Here is a 15,055-nt window from a genome sequence, read left to right as displayed (position 1 = left end):
GTAGGGCCCTTGCATCGAATCAGGAGAGCATCATGGATGACATTACCGAGCTGGCCGCTGAACTGGGCCGACGCCTGCAGCGGGTCAATGCCCATGTGACCACGGCCGAGTCCTGTACCGGCGGCGGGATTGCCGAGGCGATCACTCGTATTCCCGGGAGTTCGGCGTGGTTCGAGGCGGGTTATGTCACCTATTCCAACCGCCAGAAGACTCAGCAGTTGGGTGTGCCGGCCGAGCTGTTCGCAACGGTGGGGGCGGTCAGTCGCGAGGTGGTCGAGGCAATGGTGCGGGGTGCGCAGCAAAAAAGCCTGGCGCGGTTTGCCGTGGCGGTCAGCGGCGTGGCCGGCCCCGATGGCGGCTCGCCGAACAAACCGGTGGGCACTGTATGGCTGGCCTGGGGCGTTGGCGAAACGGTCATCAGTGAGCAGCTATTCTTTGCCGGCAACCGCGACGAAGTCCGCCGACAAACGGTGAAGACCGCGCTAGAGGGGCTGCTGCAACATGTCGCCGCAGAAATCTCAAATCAGGGGTAGGCGATCCTCAATCGCTGTGGAATAATACTGGCTACTTATACAGGTGTTGGCCGTCAGGCCTTATTGATTACGTGAGGACTTTAATGGACGACAACAAGAAGAAAGCCTTGGCTGCGGCCTTGGGTCAGATCGAACGTCAATTCGGCAAGGGTGCCGTAATGCGTATGGGCGATCAGGACCGTCAGGCTATTCCTTCCATCTCCACCGGCTCTCTGGGCCTGGACATTGCGCTTGGCATCGGCGGCCTGCCAAAAGGCCGTATCGTTGAAATCTACGGTCCTGAATCCTCCGGTAAAACCACGCTGACCCTGTCGGTGATCGCCCAGGCTCAAAAAGCCGGTGCGACCTGCGCCTTCGTCGATGCCGAACACGCCTTGGACCCGGAATATGCGGGCAAGCTGGGCGTTAACGTCGATGACCTGCTGGTTTCCCAGCCGGACACCGGTGAACAGGCCCTGGAAATCACCGACATGCTGGTGCGTTCCAACGCCGTTGACGTGATCATCGTCGACTCCGTGGCTGCACTGGTACCAAAAGCGGAAATCGAAGGTGAAATGGGCGACATGCACGTGGGCCTCCAGGCCCGTCTGATGTCCCAGGCCCTGCGCAAAATCACCGGTAACATCAAGAACGCCAACTGCCTGGTGATCTTCATCAACCAGATCCGCATGAAGATCGGTGTGATGTTCGGCAGCCCGGAAACCACCACCGGTGGTAACGCGCTGAAGTTCTACGCTTCGGTTCGCCTGGACATCCGCCGCACTGGCGCGGTGAAAGAAGGCGATGAGGTTGTCGGCAGCGAAACCCGCGTCAAGGTTGTGAAGAACAAGGTCGCTTCGCCGTTCCGTCAGGCGGAGTTCCAGATTCTTTACGGCAAGGGTATCTACCTCAATGGCGAGATGATCGACCTGGGTGTGTTGCACGGTTTCGTCGAAAAATCCGGTGCCTGGTATGCCTACAACGGCACCAAGATCGGTCAGGGCAAGGCCAACTCGGCCAAGTTCCTGGCAGACAATCCGGAAATTGCAGCAACTCTCGAGAAGCAACTGCGTGACAAGCTTCTCAGCCCAGTTGCAGACGTCAAGTCAGTGGCTAACCGCGAGACTGCAGACGATCTGGCCGACGCTGACATCTGATCGATTCGATGACCGTCGTTCTCGATACCCTCGTCGCGGTGCGGCGAACTGCAATGGACCTGCTCGCCAGGCGTGAGCACGGTCGAGTCGAGCTGACCCGCAAACTGCGTCAGCGTGGCGCTGCCGATGAGCTGATCGACACGGCCCTGGACCGTTTGACGGAAGAGGGCTTGTTGTCGGAGTCTCGCTACCTTGAGAGCTTTGTCTCTTATCGCGCTCGCTCTGGGTATGGCCCCTTGCGAATTCGTGAGGAACTCGGTCAGCGTGGCTTGCAGCGCCCGGATATCGAGCTGGCCTTGCGTGAAAGCGGTATCGATTGGCAGGCACAACTGACGGACACCTGGCGCCGCAAGTTCTCAGGGCATTTGCCTATCGATGCAAGAGAGCGAGCCAAGCAAGGGCGTTTCCTGGCATATCGAGGTTATTCCATGGAAATGATCAACCGTTTATTCAGCGGTCGCGGCATGGACGACTAAACAACAACGGCCCGCTATTTTGATAGCGGGCCGTTTTTTTATGGGCTCAGGTTACCTTGATCGGTTCCCAGGTGAGGGGGTGGACCTTGGTGGCGGGCTGGGCCCAGTTTTCCGACAGGTTGATGTAATCCACCAGTTCCCTCAAACGACCGTGATCGCGGGCATTGAAGGTAAAGGCCAGTCGGGTCAGATGACTGAAATGGGCCTCGTCGTGCTCCTCGCCGGCGTAGTCATGTTGATGAAAACAATCGTTGAGGCACAGGTCGGCAAACTCCGCCTGCAAATGCCCAAGGGCTTGCTCGTTCAGCTTGTGATTCATACGGATCACGAATTGATGTTTGAGCCAGCGGCTGGAGTGGAAGTTGCTGTAGAACTGATTGATCTCCTCTACTGCCTCTTGAGCGCTGTACACCAGGCGCATCAGCTTCATATCGGTGGGCAGGATGTAACGGTTTTCTTCCAGTTGCTCGCGGATGAAGTGCAGGGCGCCTTGCCAGAACTTGCCCCCAGGTACATCCAGCAGCACCACCGGCACCAGCGGGCTTTTACCGGTCTGCACCAATGTCAGGACTTCCAGCGCTTCATCGAGGGTGCCGAAACCACCCGGACAGAGCACCAGGGCGTCGGCCTCCTTGACGAAGAACAGCTTGCGAGTGAAGAAGAAGTGGAACGGCAGCAGGTTTTGCGTGCCTTCAACGGTCGGATTCGCATGCTGTTCGAAAGGCAAGGTAATGTTGAAGCCCAGGCTGTGGTCCCGGCCAGCGCCTTCATGGGCGGCGGCCATGATGCCACCGCCGGCGCCGGTGATGACCATCATGTCCGAGCGGGCCAACTCAGCGCCCAGCTCTCGGGCCAAGCCGTACAGCGGGTGTTCGATGGGCGTGCGGGCCGAGCCGAAAACGGTAACCTTGCGTCGCCCCTTGAATTGTTCGAGCGTGCGGAACGCGTGCTCCAGCTCCCGCAGTGCCTGCAGCGTGATCTTGGCATTCCAGCGATTGTGATCTTCCTGGGCCATGCGCAGGACGGTCAGGATCATGTCGCGGTAGATGGGGAGGTTCGGGCTGTTGGGTGATACCAGGTTGAGTTGCTCTTCGACCTTGCGGGTGAGGTCGTGGCCATGGCTCTCAAAATGACGGCTCAGCAGGTCATTCGGTTTATAAGGCATTCAGCTTCTCCTTCTTGACAGAACCCTGGCCCGAACGAGAGATTCGTCAGGGCCACGACACTCCGTGTGTCGTCGTCAGTCCAGGGCAGTGCCTGGACGTTCGGCCTGGCTCGGCGCGGTGTACGACAGGCGATCAAGCCATCCCGCGGGTTCTGCGTTTCCCTTGTATGAAAGAACTATCACACGCAAGGTATCGGCAGGGCAGCCTCGTTCTGCCCAAAGCAAGAGAGATACTTTTGAATCTAGACCCTCGCGCGGATTTTCGCTGCCTCTGATCATGGCGCTCAAAAAACAACGTTGGCAACCGCTCAAATGCCTTGCCGCTCGTCAGATTACCTACCTGGTGCGTGACGCTCTGATTTACTGATTAGCAAGGATTCAATGCAATGGGTCGTCCAGGACTGGGCGCCACTCGACGGATTGAAGCGGATCGGGCATGGAGGCGGGACTGATGAACAGGGTAACGTTGGAACTCGACAAGCAGCTGTACATGACGCTGTTGGAAGCGGCTCAGGCTAATCGAGTAAGCCTCGAGGAGGAGTGCTGTCGCCGGCTGGAAGGCCGGGCGTGGCGCTCACGCTACCTGCAGGCGCTGGTGGCGGAACTGCGCGCCGACGATGAGCAGCGGCGCGCAAGCTCGGGTTGATTATTTCTTGGTCTTGGCCGGTTTCGGGCAGTCCGATTCCCGGAAGCGCTCGGACGCGATAGGGCGATTGGTCTTCACTTCGGTGAATTCGTAGCGCATGGTCGCACCTTGGGCCATCAACTTGCGCAAGCCTGGGTTGGTGCACACCGTGGCGCCCAGTTGGAAATAGACGGCCTTGGGGTCGGCGCGCATTTTCTGGGCGTGGCTGCTTTGCACGCTCAGGTGATTGATCAGCTCAGTGCCTTCTACGGTATAGCCCTGGTCGAGAATGTCCTCGTTGATTGCCCGGGGCGTGCCGGCGCTGCTTTGCGCGGCTACATTGCGCAGCATCTTGTTCAGTTCGAGTTCTTTCAGCGAAGCGGCCTGTGCGCTGACGGACGTCGCCAGCAGCACGGCAACGGTGGGGACGATAAGGCGCAGCATGAAACTCTCCTGGTTCAGTGACTGGTGGTTCGACCGGTCACATGGCTGTGCGTTCAGTGGCGGCGAATTATAGGGCAGGCCGGGTGGACGGTACAGGTTTGCGGGCTCTGGTAGACTGCCGGCCTTTATCCTGCCGAGTCTTGTACGTGTCTAGTTTTCCTGTCTGGCGGCGTCACCTGCGATGAACCATGCCCCTAACGCAGTAGCCCGTCTGCGCGACCAGCGCATCGATGAAGGTATCAAGCCGATTCAGGCCCGTGGCTGGCGCGCGCCCCGTTGCAGTGCCTGCCGGGTGATAGAGAGTCATTGCCTGTGCGCCTGGCGTCCGAGTGTCGAGGCTCGCTCGGGTGTCTGCCTGATCATGACCAACAAGGAAGTGTTCAAACCGAGCAACACGGGTTGGCTGATTGCCGACGTGGTGCGGGACAATCACGCTTTTATCTGGTCACGCACCGACGTCGACGAGCAACTGCTGGCGCTGCTCAACGACCCGCAATGGCAGCCGTATCTGGTGTTTCCCGGTGAGTACGTCGAACCCTCTCGGGTCACACATACTGTCAACCTCGATCATGGCAAGCGTCCCTTATTCATTCTGCTGGATGCGACCTGGACCGAGGCGCGCAAGATTTTCCGCAAAAGCCCGTATTTCGACCGTTTGCCGATTCTGAGCCTGCTGCCCGACAGGCTGTCGCGCTATCGCTTGCGCCGCTCGACTCGCAGCGAGCATCTGTGCACCGCCGAAGTGGCGGCCTTGTGCCTGGAACTGGCTGGAGACAGTGGCGCTGCGTCGGCCCTGGATGCCTATTTCGATGTGTTCAGCCAGCATTACCTGGGCGCGAAACGACAGCAGGAGGTGGATGTGTCCACTGCGGCCCATGCCGAGTTGCAGCCCTTTATTCGTACCGCGCCGCCAGTGTTGGTTTAATAGTGGCCCATACTGAACACGGCAGTGGCCGTGCTGCTTGACCACCCCGGTTTCGCTGGGCATGCTTGGCGCCGATTAGGGTACGGCCAAGGTTTGAAACGCCGTGTTGCTACGTGTTGGCGTTGAACGTACCCCTTTGATGCCGCTGCATGACGGTATCTTGAGTTGCTTGGACGAGGCGCGAGCTCATCGGGTCTACCATAAAAACAGGATCATTTGAAAAATGGCCACATACGAAATCCTGATAGCCGATGACCATCCGCTCTTTCGCAGCGCGTTACATCAGGCAGTGACCTTGGGACTTGGCCCGGATGTTCGTCTGACGGAGGTGGCCAGTATTGCGGAACTGGAGGCCAGACTGACTGAAAAGGCCGACTGGGATCTTGTGCTACTGGATCTGAATATGCCGGGCGCCTATGGTTTTTCCGGGCTGGTGTTGCTACGCGGCCAATACCCGCAAATTCCCGTGGTGATGGTCTCGGCCCAGGAAGAGGCCTCGGTGATGGTCAAGGCCCGGGAGTTCGGGGCCAGTGGTTTCATTCCTAAATCCAGTTCCCTTGAGATGATTCAGGTTGCCGTCAAGGCCGTCCTGGATGGCGATGTGTCCTGGCCTCCCCAGGCGTTCGAAGCGGTCAGCGTATCCGACGAAGCCAAGGCCGCCAGCGAGGGGCTTGCCAGCCTCACCCCGCAGCAGTTCCGCGTGTTGACCATGGTCTGCGAAGGTTTGCTGAACAAGCAGATTGCCTATGAGTTGAGCGTGTCGGAAGCCACCATCAAGGCCCATGTCACTGCAATCTTTCGTAAACTGAATGTGCGCACCCGGACCCAGGCGGCCTTGCTGCTGCAGCAACTTGAGTCTATTTCACCGCAATCGTAGCGTCTTGTTCACGCTTTTTTGACCGGGTTTGAATTAGCTTCTCCACTTCTTTTGATCAGTTGCCCACTCTATGTCGCCTTTTAAAGGCCAAACCGGCCTGAAACGCATCCTCAACGCCTCCGGCTACTCTCTGGATGGCCTGCGCGCGGCTTTCGTCGGTGAGGCCGCGTTTCGTCAGTTGGTCTTGCTCAACGTCATCCTGATTCCGTTGTCGTTCTTCTTGAATGTCAGTCGTGTCGAGCAGGCGCTGCTGATTGCTGTCTGCCTGCTGGCGTTGATCGTGGAGTTGCTCAACTCGGCGGTGGAGGCGGCCATCGACCGCATTTCCCTGGAGCAGCACCCGTTGTCGAAAAATGCCAAGGACATGGGCAGTGCCGCTCAGTTTGTTGCTTTGACAATGATTGCGTTGGTGTGGGGCCTGGTGCTGTTCTAGTGTCTTCAGGCGATGGCCGGCAGCACGATTTCGTCGCTGCGCTGCACACCCGCGGTGAATGCCCGGCACAGCTCGAGGAATTCGCGCATGGCCGAGGTCTGGTATTTCTGTTTATGCCAGATGAAATAAAACTGCCGGGCCAGGTCCATGTCCGGGGTTTCCACTGCTACGAGGCTGCCGCGCCGGAAGGCGTCACGCAGGGCCAGGCGTGAGATGCAGCCAATCCCCAGGCCCGACTCCACGGCTCGCTTGATGGCTTCGGTGTGTTCCAGTTCCAGACGCACGTTCAGCGCACTGCGATGGTGACGCATGGCCTGGTCGAAGGTCAGGCGGGTGCCGGAACCTTGCTCTCGCAGAATCCACGCTTCATGCGTCAGCTCCTCCATGGTCGCTTGGCCGCGTTTGGCCAACGGATGTTGAGGGGCGCAAAACACCACCAGTTCATCCTCGACCCAGCTCTGGACCTCGATGTCCGGATGGCTGCAGTCGCCTTCGATTAGACCCAGATCAATTTCATAGTGGGCAACCTGGTGCACGATATTGGCAGTGTTTTGCACGTGCAGCTTCACCTGGCTTTCGGGATGGCGCTGCATGAAGCTGCCGATCAGCAAGGTCGCCAGATAATTGCCGATGGTCAGGGTCGCGCCGACTGCCAGTGAGCCGAAACCGGACTTGCCGTTGAGCAGGTCTTCGATCTCCTTGGACTGGTCCAGCAGCGCCACCGCCTGGGGCAGCAGTTGTTTGCCCAAGGCGTTGAGACTCAGGCGTTTGCCGGCGCGGTCGAATAATTGGCAGCTGGATTGGCGCTCCAGTTCGGTGATGGAGGTGCTGGCCGCCGACTGCGAGAGGTTGAGCAGGCCCGCAGCACGGGACACGCTCTCTTGCTGGGCAACGGCGACGAAGACTTGAAGTTGACGGAGAGTAAATCGCATATCGATATAACCGATAACCCTTATCTTAATAATTCATTTAACAGATATTGTCGCCGCCATTAGAATGCGATGCAATTGCGCAAATTAACGACGCAGGCATCATTCCCAGGAGTCCCCGTACATGAGCAACATGAACCACGAGCGTGTCCTCAGTGTTCATCACTGGAACGACACTCTGTTCAGCTTCAAGTGCACCCGTGATCCGGGCCTGCGCTTCGAGAACGGTCAGTTCGTGATGATCGGCCTGCAACAGCCCAACGGCCGCCCGCTTATGCGCGCTTACTCGATCGCCAGTCCGAACTGGGAAGAGCATCTCGAATTTTTCAGCATCAAGGTGCCTGACGGCCCGTTGACTTCCCAGTTGCAGCATCTGAAGGAAGGCGACGAGATCATCATCAGCAAGAAGCCCACCGGCACCCTGGTGCTGGACGATCTCAAGCCTGGCAAGCATTTGTACCTGCTCAGCACCGGCACCGGCCTGGCGCCGTTCATGAGCGTGATCCAGGATCCGGAAACCTACGAGCGTTTCGAAAAAGTGATCCTGTGCCACGGCGTACGTTACGTCAATGAGGTTGCCTACCGCGAGTTCATCACCGAACACCTGCCGCAGAACGAATTCTTCGGCGAAGCGTTGCGGGACAAGCTGATCTACTACCCGACCGTGACCCGCGAGCCGTTCGAGAACGAAGGCCGCCTGACCGACCTGATGCGTAGCGGCAAGCTGTTCCGCGACATCGGCCTGCCGCCGATCAACCCGCAGGACGACCGCGCCATGCTGTGCGGCAGCCCAAGCATGCTCGACGAGACCAGCGAAGTGCTCAACAGCTTCGGCCTGACCGTTTCGCCGCGCATGCGTGAGCCGGGTGATTACCTGATCGAGCGGGCGTTTGTAGAGAAGTAAGCCTCGATTTACGCGGTGGTTGATCGATCGTCATCGCGAGCAGGCTCGCTCCCACAATGGAATATGTGTAAACACAAATCTTGTGTCCACTGCAGTTCAAATGTGGGAGCGAGCCTGCTCGCGATAGCAGCAACCCGGTCTGCAGTAACCATGAAAAAGCCCGCGCCGCCTGTAAGGGCAGCGCGGGCTTTTGCGTTTCCGGCGCTTATCCCGCTGCGGGTATAACTTCCAGCACCTTGATCACCCCCGTCTGCGGATAATGCCAACGCACGTCCAGATCCCAGAACTGCGCGCCATATTCCCGCTCTGGCGTAGGAATCTGGTATGCCGGACGTGGGTCTTGGGCCAGGCACTGTTCAATCAGCTCTACCAGGGGTTCTTCCAGGCGCTTGGCGTGGTCGCGGGCCTGATGCAGGGCAGAGCTGGCCCATCGCACCGCAATCAGCTCAGGCGCTGCGCTGGCGATGTTGTTGTGCGCCGAGCCGATGATGTCTGCGTAGGGCACGTAGGGTTTGATATCCAGCACCGGGGTGCCGTCCAGCAGGTCGATGCCCGATAGCCACAGTCGACCGGCTTCGACCCGTTCCAGCTTCACCACCGATTGGCCGATGCCATTGGGGCGATGGGTGGCGCGGGTGGCGAATACGCCCATGGACTTGTTGCCGCCCAGACGCGGCGGGCGCACCTTCAGTCGTGGCTTGTTTTCCAGGGCCTGGTGGAACAGGAACAGCAGCCAGACATGGCTGACCTGCTCCAGGCCCTGCACGGCATCGCCTTGATCAAATGGCGCCACCAACTCCAGCACACCGCGCGCGGCCGGGGCCAGTTGCGGTTGGCGGGGAATGGCGAACTTCTCCTTGAAGCAGGAGCGGACGTAGCCGATGGGGGAGACGTTGTAGGCCATTTCAAGCGCTTCAAGTTGCAAGCTGCAAGCTGTAAGTTTTGAACTTGTCGCTTGAAGCTTTTAGCCGTTGTTTAAGCTCTGACGCGCAGCGTCAGTCCCTTGAGGAAGTTGCGCAGCAACTGGTCGCCGCACGGGCGGTAGTTGGTGTGGCCGAACTTGCGAAACAATGCGCTCAGTTCCGGCTTGGACACCGGGAACTCCGCCGCCTTGAGAATGGCGTGCATGTCGTCTTCCTTCAGTTCGAAGGCCACCCGCAGTTTCTTGAGGATGATGTTGTTGGTGACCGGTACTTCGATTGGCTGCGGCGGACGACTTTCGTCCTTGCCGCGCTTGAAGATCACCAGGCCGTCGAGAAAATGCGCCATGACTTCGTCAGGGCAGAACACGAAGCCTTCTTCCTCGTCTTTCTTGAGGTAACCCACCAGATCCGCCATGGGCACTTCCAGGCCGCCCAGCTTGATGATCTCGATGACTTTCTTGTCGCTGATGTCGAGCATGTAGCGCACGCTGCGAAGTACGTCGTTGTGAACCATGTGTGCAATCCTGATCAATCGGCAGTGGGCGCCCCAGCTCAGTGCGGCGCCGGAAAAAGAAACTAGAACTTCTCTTTGGTGGACAGGTAACGCCACTGGCCCGGCGGCACCTTACCGATGGACACGCCGCCAATGCGGATGCGACGAATGGCCACCACCTTGAGGCCGACCGCCTGGCAAAACAGCGCGATCACCCCCGGTTGCGGGTTTTTCATGGCAAAGCGCAAGCGGTTCTCGTTCTGCCAACTGGCCTTGACCGCCGGCAACTCCTTGCCTTTATAGGTCAGGCCATGGTTCAGGCGATTGAGGCCATGGGCGACCATCTCACCTTCGACTTCCACCACGTATTCTTGCTCGATCTTGGCGGCGTCGGCGGTGAGCTTGCGCAGGATCTTCCAGTCCTGGGTGAACACCAGCAACCCACTGGCGGTGGCCTGCAGGTCGGCGCTGGCGGTCAAGCGCAGAAAATGGCCCTTGAGGGGGCGCTTGCCGAAACGGTGTTCTTCGCTCAGGGTCTGTGGTCCAAGGGAGGCCATCGCTGTGTCTGCATCCATGCCCGCCGGGGCGTTCAACAGGAGGGTCACCGGCTCTGGCGCGGTGGCCTTGGCTTCGGGGTCGAGTTCGACTTTCTGGGTGGTGACCTTGAACTGCGGCTCGTCGATCACTTCGCCATCCACGGTGACCCAGCCGCCCTCGATGAACAACTCAGCCTCCCGACGGGAACAGCCGACGAGTTCGATGAGGCGTTTGGAGAGACGAGTCGGGTCAGTCATGACGGGGGCCGTAACAAAAAGAGGGTGGGCATTGTACCTGCCTGGGACCGGTTAATCGCGGGTCCATTTGCCTCATGCAGCTTTTAGCCGCGTCCGGCCTTCAGGTCAGGCTGCTTGTAGCGCATGTGCAGCAGTGGGTAGGGCTGGTTCATGCCATCTTTTGCTGAACGCCCGACCACTTCGAAGCCTTGCTTGAGGTAAAAGCCCAAGGCTTGCGGGTTCTGTTCATTGACATCCAGTTGATCGGCGTTCATGTGCTCCATGGCATAGCGCAATAGCTGTTTGCCCAGGCCCTGGCCACGGTGTTGCGGGTCGATGAAAAGCATCTCGATCTTGCCGGCCGCGACACCGGCGAAACCGGTAATACGCTGGCGAGCGTCCCGGGTGCAGATGAGCATGACCGCGTCCAGGTAACGGGTGAGCACCAGGTTCTTCAACAGTTCGATGTAGCTGTCCGGCAGAAAGTCGTGGGTGGCGCGTACCGAGGCCTCCCAGACCCGGGTCAGTTCCTGGTAATCGCTCGGTTTCGGTGTGTGGATGACCGAATGCTGGCGCATGTCCGCCTGTTCCTTGTGCTGGATGTCTTGGGTTTCTCCATACGATAGCCGTAAAAAAGCCCCGTATCTTGTCGCAAGAGCGGGGCTTCATGATTTTTTTGGGGGCTGATAGGTGAGTGGCTGAAAAACAACCTGTGGCGAGCTTGCTCCTGCTGGGGTGCACTGTAGGAGCTGCCGAAGGCTGCGATCTTTTGATCTTTCGCTTGAGATTCAAGTAGGAGGGGAAAGATCGCAGCCTCGCTTCGCTCGTCAGCTCCTACAGGCCCAGCGGGAGCAAGCTCCCTCGCCACAACAGCGGCCCCGCTTTGTGTGGATCAACCGATCTGTTCAGCCCACAGATCGTACTCGTCGGCGTCGGTCACCTTGCACCAGACCTTGTCGCCCGGCTTGAGGTTGCTGCCGTTGTCGATGAATACGTTGCCATCGATTTCCGGGGCGTCGAAGAAGCAGCGGCCCACGGCGCCTTGTTCATCCACTTCATCCACCAGCACTTCGATTTCACGGCCGATGCGCATTTGCAGGCGCGCCGAGCTGATGGCCTGCTGGTGCGCCATGAAACGCTCCCAACGGTCCTGCTTGACGTCGTCCGGTACGATGTCCAGGTCCAGGTCATTGGCCGGTGCGCCTTCGACGGGCGAATACTGGAAGCAACCGACGCGGTCGAGTTGGGCTTCGGTCAGCCAATCCAGCAGGTACTGGAAGTCTTCCTCGGTTTCGCCAGGGAAGCCGACGATAAAGGTCGAACGGATGATCAGGTCCGGGCAGATCTGGCGCCAGTTCTTGATGCGGGCCAGGGTCTTGTCTTCGAAAGCCGGGCGCTTCATGGCCTTGAGGACTTTCGGGCTGGCGTGCTGGAACGGGATGTCCAGGTACGGGAGGATCTTGCCGGCGGCCATCAGCGGGATCAGTTCGTCGACATGCGGATACGGGTAAACGTAATGCAGACGGACCCACACGCCGAGGGTGCTGAGGGCTTCGCACAGTTCGGTCATGCGGGTTTTCACCGGCGCGCCGTTCCAGAAACCGGTGCGGTATTTCACGTCGACGCCGTAGGCGCTGGTGTCCTGAGAGATCACCAGCAGCTCCTTGACGCCGGCCTTGACCAGGCGTTGGGCCTCGTCGAGCACATCACCCACCGGGCGGCTCACCAGTTTGCCGCGCATCGAGGGGATGATGCAGAAGCTGCAACTGTGGTTGCAGCCTTCGGAAATCTTCAGGTAAGCGTAGTGGCGCGGGGTCAGCTTGATGCCTTGCGGCGGCACCAGGTCGATCAGCGGGTTGTGGTCCTGGCGGGGCGGCACTACGTCGTGCACGGCATTGACCACCTGCTCGTATTGCTGCGGGCCGGTCACGGCCAGCACGCTGGGGTGCACGTTGCGGATATTGCCTTCTTCCACACCCATGCAGCCGGTGACGATGACCTTGCCGTTTTCCTTGATGGCTTCGCCGATCACTTCCAGGGATTCGGCCTTGGCCGAATCGATGAAGCCGCAGGTGTTGACCACTACCACGTCGGCGTCCTGGTACGTGGATACGACGTCATAACCTTCCATGCGCAGTTGGGTCAGGATGCGCTCGGAGTCGACCAGAGCCTTCGGGCAACCCAGGGATACGAAGCCAACCTTGGGGTTGGCCGGCGCGGTAGTGGTGGACATGTCTAACCTCGGTGTAGGGGAGATCGTCTCTTGTGGAGACAGGACGCTTGACGCGCCTCTGATCAAAAAGTGCGCAATTCTAGCGGTGCTCGAAGCGCTTGACCAGCTTTATACGGGGAAAAACGACGAGTGCTGCGCTATGCTTCGCGCCGTCAAGCGCAACTTAGTCTCTACAGTCAATCGTTCGTCTGTAACAAGAAGTAAAGCGGCGCGGGTGCAAGGTCAATCAGAGTGCTTCTTTCCAGCAACGCGGATCAGGCAGTGGGAGTGTTGGATGGAGCAGGCAGAGAGTCAGGTGTCGGGTGCCGGGCGTGCAGCGGCCAGACCCGTGGGGATGTTGGTGGCCGCCGCAGGGGTAGTCTATGGCGATATCGGCACCAGCCCCTTGTACACCATCAAGGAAGTGTTCTCCGGTCAATACGGTGTGCAGGTCAACCATGACGGAGTGTTCGGGATTCTGGCGCTGATCTTCTGGTCGCTGGTCTGGGTCGTCTCGATCAAGTACGTACTGTTTATCCTGCGCGCCGACAATCAGGGCGAAGGCGGCATCATGTCGCTGACGGCGCTGGCCCGGCGGGCGTCTTCCCCTTATCCCCGGTTGCGCTCAGTGCTGGTGATCCTCGGGTTGATCGGCGCCTCGTTGTTTTACGGTGACAGCATGATCACCCCGGCCATTTCCGTGTTATCGGCCGTGGAGGGCCTGGAGGTGGCCTTTGATGGCCTGGATCACTGGGTTGTGCCGATGGCGTTGGTGATTCTGGTGGCACTTTTTCTGATCCAGAAACACGGTACCGACCGGATCGGTAAATTGTTCGGGCCGGTCATGGTGCTGTGGTTCGTGGTCCTTGGCGGTCTGGGCATTCATGGCATCGTCCAGCATCCGCAGGTGCTCCAGGCGTTGAACCCGGCCTGGGGCGTGCGCTTTTTCATGGTGCATCCGGGTGTTGGCGTTGCGATCCTGGGGGCCGTGGTCCTGGCCTTGACCGGTGCCGAAGCCTTGTATGCGGACATGGGGCATTTCGGCCGCAAACCGATTGCCCGGGCCTGGTTCGCCCTGGTGTTGCCAGGGCTGGTGCTCAACTATTTCGGTCAGGGCGCCTTGTTGTTGGAGAACCCGGAGGCCGCTCGCAACCCGTTTTATTTGCTGGCCCCAGCCTGGGCGCTGGTGCCGCTGGTGGTGCTCTCGACCCTCGCCACGGTGATCGCTTCCCAAGCGGTGATTTCCGGTGCGTTTTCCCTCACACGCCAAGCCATCCAGCTCGGTTATATCCCGCGCATGTACATCCAGCACACCTCCAGCGCCGAACAAGGGCAGATCTACATCGGCGCGGTGAACTGGGCGTTGATGGTTGGCGTGATCCTGCTGGTGCTTGGCTTCGAGTCGTCCGGCGCGTTGGCCTCAGCCTATGGCGTGGCAGTGACCGGCACTATGCTGATCACCAGCATCCTGGTGTCGGCGGTGGCGTTGTTGTTGTGGAAATGGCCGCCCCTGCTGACGGTGCCGTTGCTGGTCGGTTTTCTATTGGTGGACGGCCTGTTCTTTGCCGCCAATGTCCCGAAAATCCTACAGGGCGGCGCATTTCCGGTATTGGCGGGAATCGTGTTGTTCATTCTGATGACCACGTGGAAGCGCGGGAAGGAACTGCTGGTGGATCGGTTGGATGAAGGCGCTCTGCCGTTGCCGGTATTTATCAGCAGCATCCGCGTCGAACCTCCTCATCGGGTCAAGGGCACGGCGGTTTTCCTCACCGCCCGCCCGGATGCCGTGCCTCATGCGCTGCTCCACAACCTGCTGCACAACCAGGTGCTGCACGAGCAAGTGGTGCTGCTGACGGTGGTGTACGAAGACATCCCCCGGGTGCCGTCGCAACGGCGCTTCGAGGTGGACGCCTACGGCGAAGGTTTCTTTCGGGTGATCCTGCACTTTGGTTTTACCGACGAACCGGACGTGCCGCAGGCGCTCAGGCTGTGTCATCTGGATGAGCTGGACTTCAGCCCGATGCGCACCACCTACTTCCTCAGTCGCGAGACGGTCATCGCGTCCAAGCTCGAAGGCATGGCCCGTTGGCGCGAAGGGTTATTCGCCTTCATGCTGAAAAACGCCAACGGCAATTTGCGTTTTTTCAATCTGCCGCTGAACCGGGTGATTGAGCTGGGGACTCAGGTGGAGATGTAGCCGAAACAAA

17 protein-coding genes are annotated in these 15,055 nt (G+C 59.3%); 9 read left to right on the top strand and 8 right to left on the bottom strand.

Going from position 1 to position 15,055, the window contains the following annotated elements; translation table 11 throughout:
- Window positions 1-32: 32 nt before the first annotated feature.
- From MA884_RS22670 to recX, 3 genes are all read left to right on the top strand, one after another.
- Window positions 33-533, top strand: coding sequence for a CinA family protein (locus MA884_RS22670; RefSeq protein ID WP_256232603.1), 501 nt, complete (start codon window positions 33-35; stop codon window positions 531-533).
- An 83-nt stretch (window positions 534-616) separates the two neighbouring features.
- Window positions 617-1,669, top strand: a complete 1,053-nt coding sequence (gene recA, locus MA884_RS22665; RefSeq protein ID WP_047230023.1) for a recombinase RecA — start codon at window positions 617-619, stop codon at window positions 1,667-1,669.
- An 8-nt stretch (window positions 1,670-1,677) separates the two neighbouring features.
- Complete coding sequence (gene recX / locus MA884_RS22660; protein ID WP_092401050.1) at window positions 1,678-2,145, top strand: recombination regulator RecX; 468 nt, start codon at window positions 1,678-1,680, stop codon at window positions 2,143-2,145.
- A 46-nt stretch (window positions 2,146-2,191) separates the two neighbouring features.
- On the opposite strand, the gene MA884_RS22655 is transcribed toward recX, so the two are convergent.
- Window positions 2,192-3,310, bottom strand: a complete 1,119-nt coding sequence (locus tag MA884_RS22655; protein ID WP_256232602.1) for a TIGR00730 family Rossman fold protein — start codon at window positions 3,308-3,310, stop codon at window positions 2,192-2,194.
- A gap of 451 nt (window positions 3,311-3,761) precedes the next feature.
- Between MA884_RS22655 and MA884_RS22650 the strand changes: the two genes are divergently transcribed.
- Window positions 3,762-3,956 (top strand): hypothetical protein, encoded by a 195-nt coding sequence (locus MA884_RS22650; protein WP_256232601.1) that lies wholly within the window; start codon window positions 3,762-3,764, stop codon window positions 3,954-3,956.
- Here the strand turns inward: MA884_RS22650 and MA884_RS22645 are convergent, their stop codons facing one another.
- Window positions 3,957-4,379 (bottom strand): PA3611 family quorum-sensing-regulated virulence factor, encoded by a 423-nt coding sequence (locus tag MA884_RS22645; RefSeq protein WP_256232600.1) that lies wholly within the window; start codon window positions 4,377-4,379, stop codon window positions 3,957-3,959.
- A gap of 181 nt (window positions 4,380-4,560) precedes the next feature.
- On the opposite strand from MA884_RS22645, the gene MA884_RS22640 reads away from it, so the two are divergent.
- The 3 genes from MA884_RS22640 to MA884_RS22630 all read left to right on the top strand — a co-directional run bounded on the left by MA884_RS22640 (window position 4,561) and on the right by MA884_RS22630 (window position 6,614).
- On the top strand, window positions 4,561-5,304 hold the full coding sequence (locus tag MA884_RS22640; protein WP_256232599.1) for a tRNA-uridine aminocarboxypropyltransferase: 744 nt from the start codon (window positions 4,561-4,563) through the stop codon (window positions 5,302-5,304).
- Between the two features lie 223 nt (window positions 5,305-5,527).
- On the top strand, window positions 5,528-6,181 hold the full coding sequence (gene erdR, locus MA884_RS22635; protein WP_256232598.1) for a response regulator transcription factor ErdR: 654 nt from the start codon (window positions 5,528-5,530) through the stop codon (window positions 6,179-6,181).
- A 70-nt stretch (window positions 6,182-6,251) separates the two neighbouring features.
- On the top strand, window positions 6,252-6,614 hold the full coding sequence (locus MA884_RS22630; RefSeq protein ID WP_256232597.1) for a diacylglycerol kinase: 363 nt from the start codon (window positions 6,252-6,254) through the stop codon (window positions 6,612-6,614).
- A 5-nt stretch (window positions 6,615-6,619) separates the two neighbouring features.
- Here the strand turns inward: MA884_RS22630 and MA884_RS22625 are convergent, their stop codons facing one another.
- Window positions 6,620-7,546 (bottom strand): LysR family transcriptional regulator, encoded by a 927-nt coding sequence (locus MA884_RS22625; protein ID WP_214915496.1) that lies wholly within the window; start codon window positions 7,544-7,546, stop codon window positions 6,620-6,622.
- Window positions 7,547-7,667: 121 nt separating this feature from the next.
- Between MA884_RS22625 and fpr the strand changes: the two genes are divergently transcribed.
- Entirely contained in the window at window positions 7,668-8,447 is a 780-nt protein-coding gene (gene fpr, locus MA884_RS22620) for a ferredoxin-NADP reductase (RefSeq protein WP_003184787.1), read from the top strand.
- A 205-nt stretch (window positions 8,448-8,652) separates the two neighbouring features.
- Here fpr and tsaA read toward each other — a convergent pair whose 3' ends face one another.
- From tsaA to rimO, 5 genes are all read right to left on the bottom strand, one after another.
- The gene (tsaA, locus tag MA884_RS22615; protein WP_256232596.1) at window positions 8,653-9,351 is read right to left on the bottom strand and encodes a tRNA (N6-threonylcarbamoyladenosine(37)-N6)-methyltransferase TrmO; all 699 of its coding nucleotides are present in this window, start codon (window positions 9,349-9,351) and stop codon (window positions 8,653-8,655) included.
- 71 nt (window positions 9,352-9,422) lie between these two features.
- Window positions 9,423-9,884: a DUF1456 family protein gene (locus MA884_RS22610; RefSeq protein ID WP_092401030.1), complete on the bottom strand. Its 462-nt coding sequence runs from the start codon at window positions 9,882-9,884 to the stop codon at window positions 9,423-9,425.
- A gap of 62 nt (window positions 9,885-9,946) precedes the next feature.
- Window positions 9,947-10,657 (bottom strand): rRNA pseudouridine synthase, encoded by a 711-nt coding sequence (locus MA884_RS22605; protein ID WP_256232595.1) that lies wholly within the window; start codon window positions 10,655-10,657, stop codon window positions 9,947-9,949.
- Between the two features lie 83 nt (window positions 10,658-10,740).
- Window positions 10,741-11,214, bottom strand: coding sequence for a GNAT family N-acetyltransferase (locus MA884_RS22600; RefSeq protein ID WP_256232594.1), 474 nt, complete (start codon window positions 11,212-11,214; stop codon window positions 10,741-10,743).
- A gap of 314 nt (window positions 11,215-11,528) precedes the next feature.
- A complete protein-coding gene (gene rimO / locus MA884_RS22595) occupies window positions 11,529-12,869 on the bottom strand; it encodes a 30S ribosomal protein S12 methylthiotransferase RimO (RefSeq protein ID WP_256232593.1) in 1,341 nt (446 codons plus the stop codon).
- A 334-nt stretch (window positions 12,870-13,203) separates the two neighbouring features.
- Between rimO and MA884_RS22590 the strand changes: the two genes are divergently transcribed.
- The gene (locus MA884_RS22590) at window positions 13,204-15,045 is read left to right on the top strand and encodes a potassium transporter Kup (RefSeq protein WP_371134805.1); all 1,842 of its coding nucleotides are present in this window, start codon (window positions 13,204-13,206) and stop codon (window positions 15,043-15,045) included.
- Window positions 15,046-15,055 lie beyond the last annotated feature (10 nt).

Source organism: Pseudomonas sp. Q11 (assembly GCF_024494355.1).
In the GTDB taxonomy this organism is placed as follows: Bacteria; Pseudomonadota; Gammaproteobacteria; order Pseudomonadales; family Pseudomonadaceae; genus Aquipseudomonas; species Aquipseudomonas hefeiensis.
The sequence above is the reverse complement of the archived record's forward strand: the minus strand, read 5'-3'. Positions and strand labels throughout refer to the sequence as shown.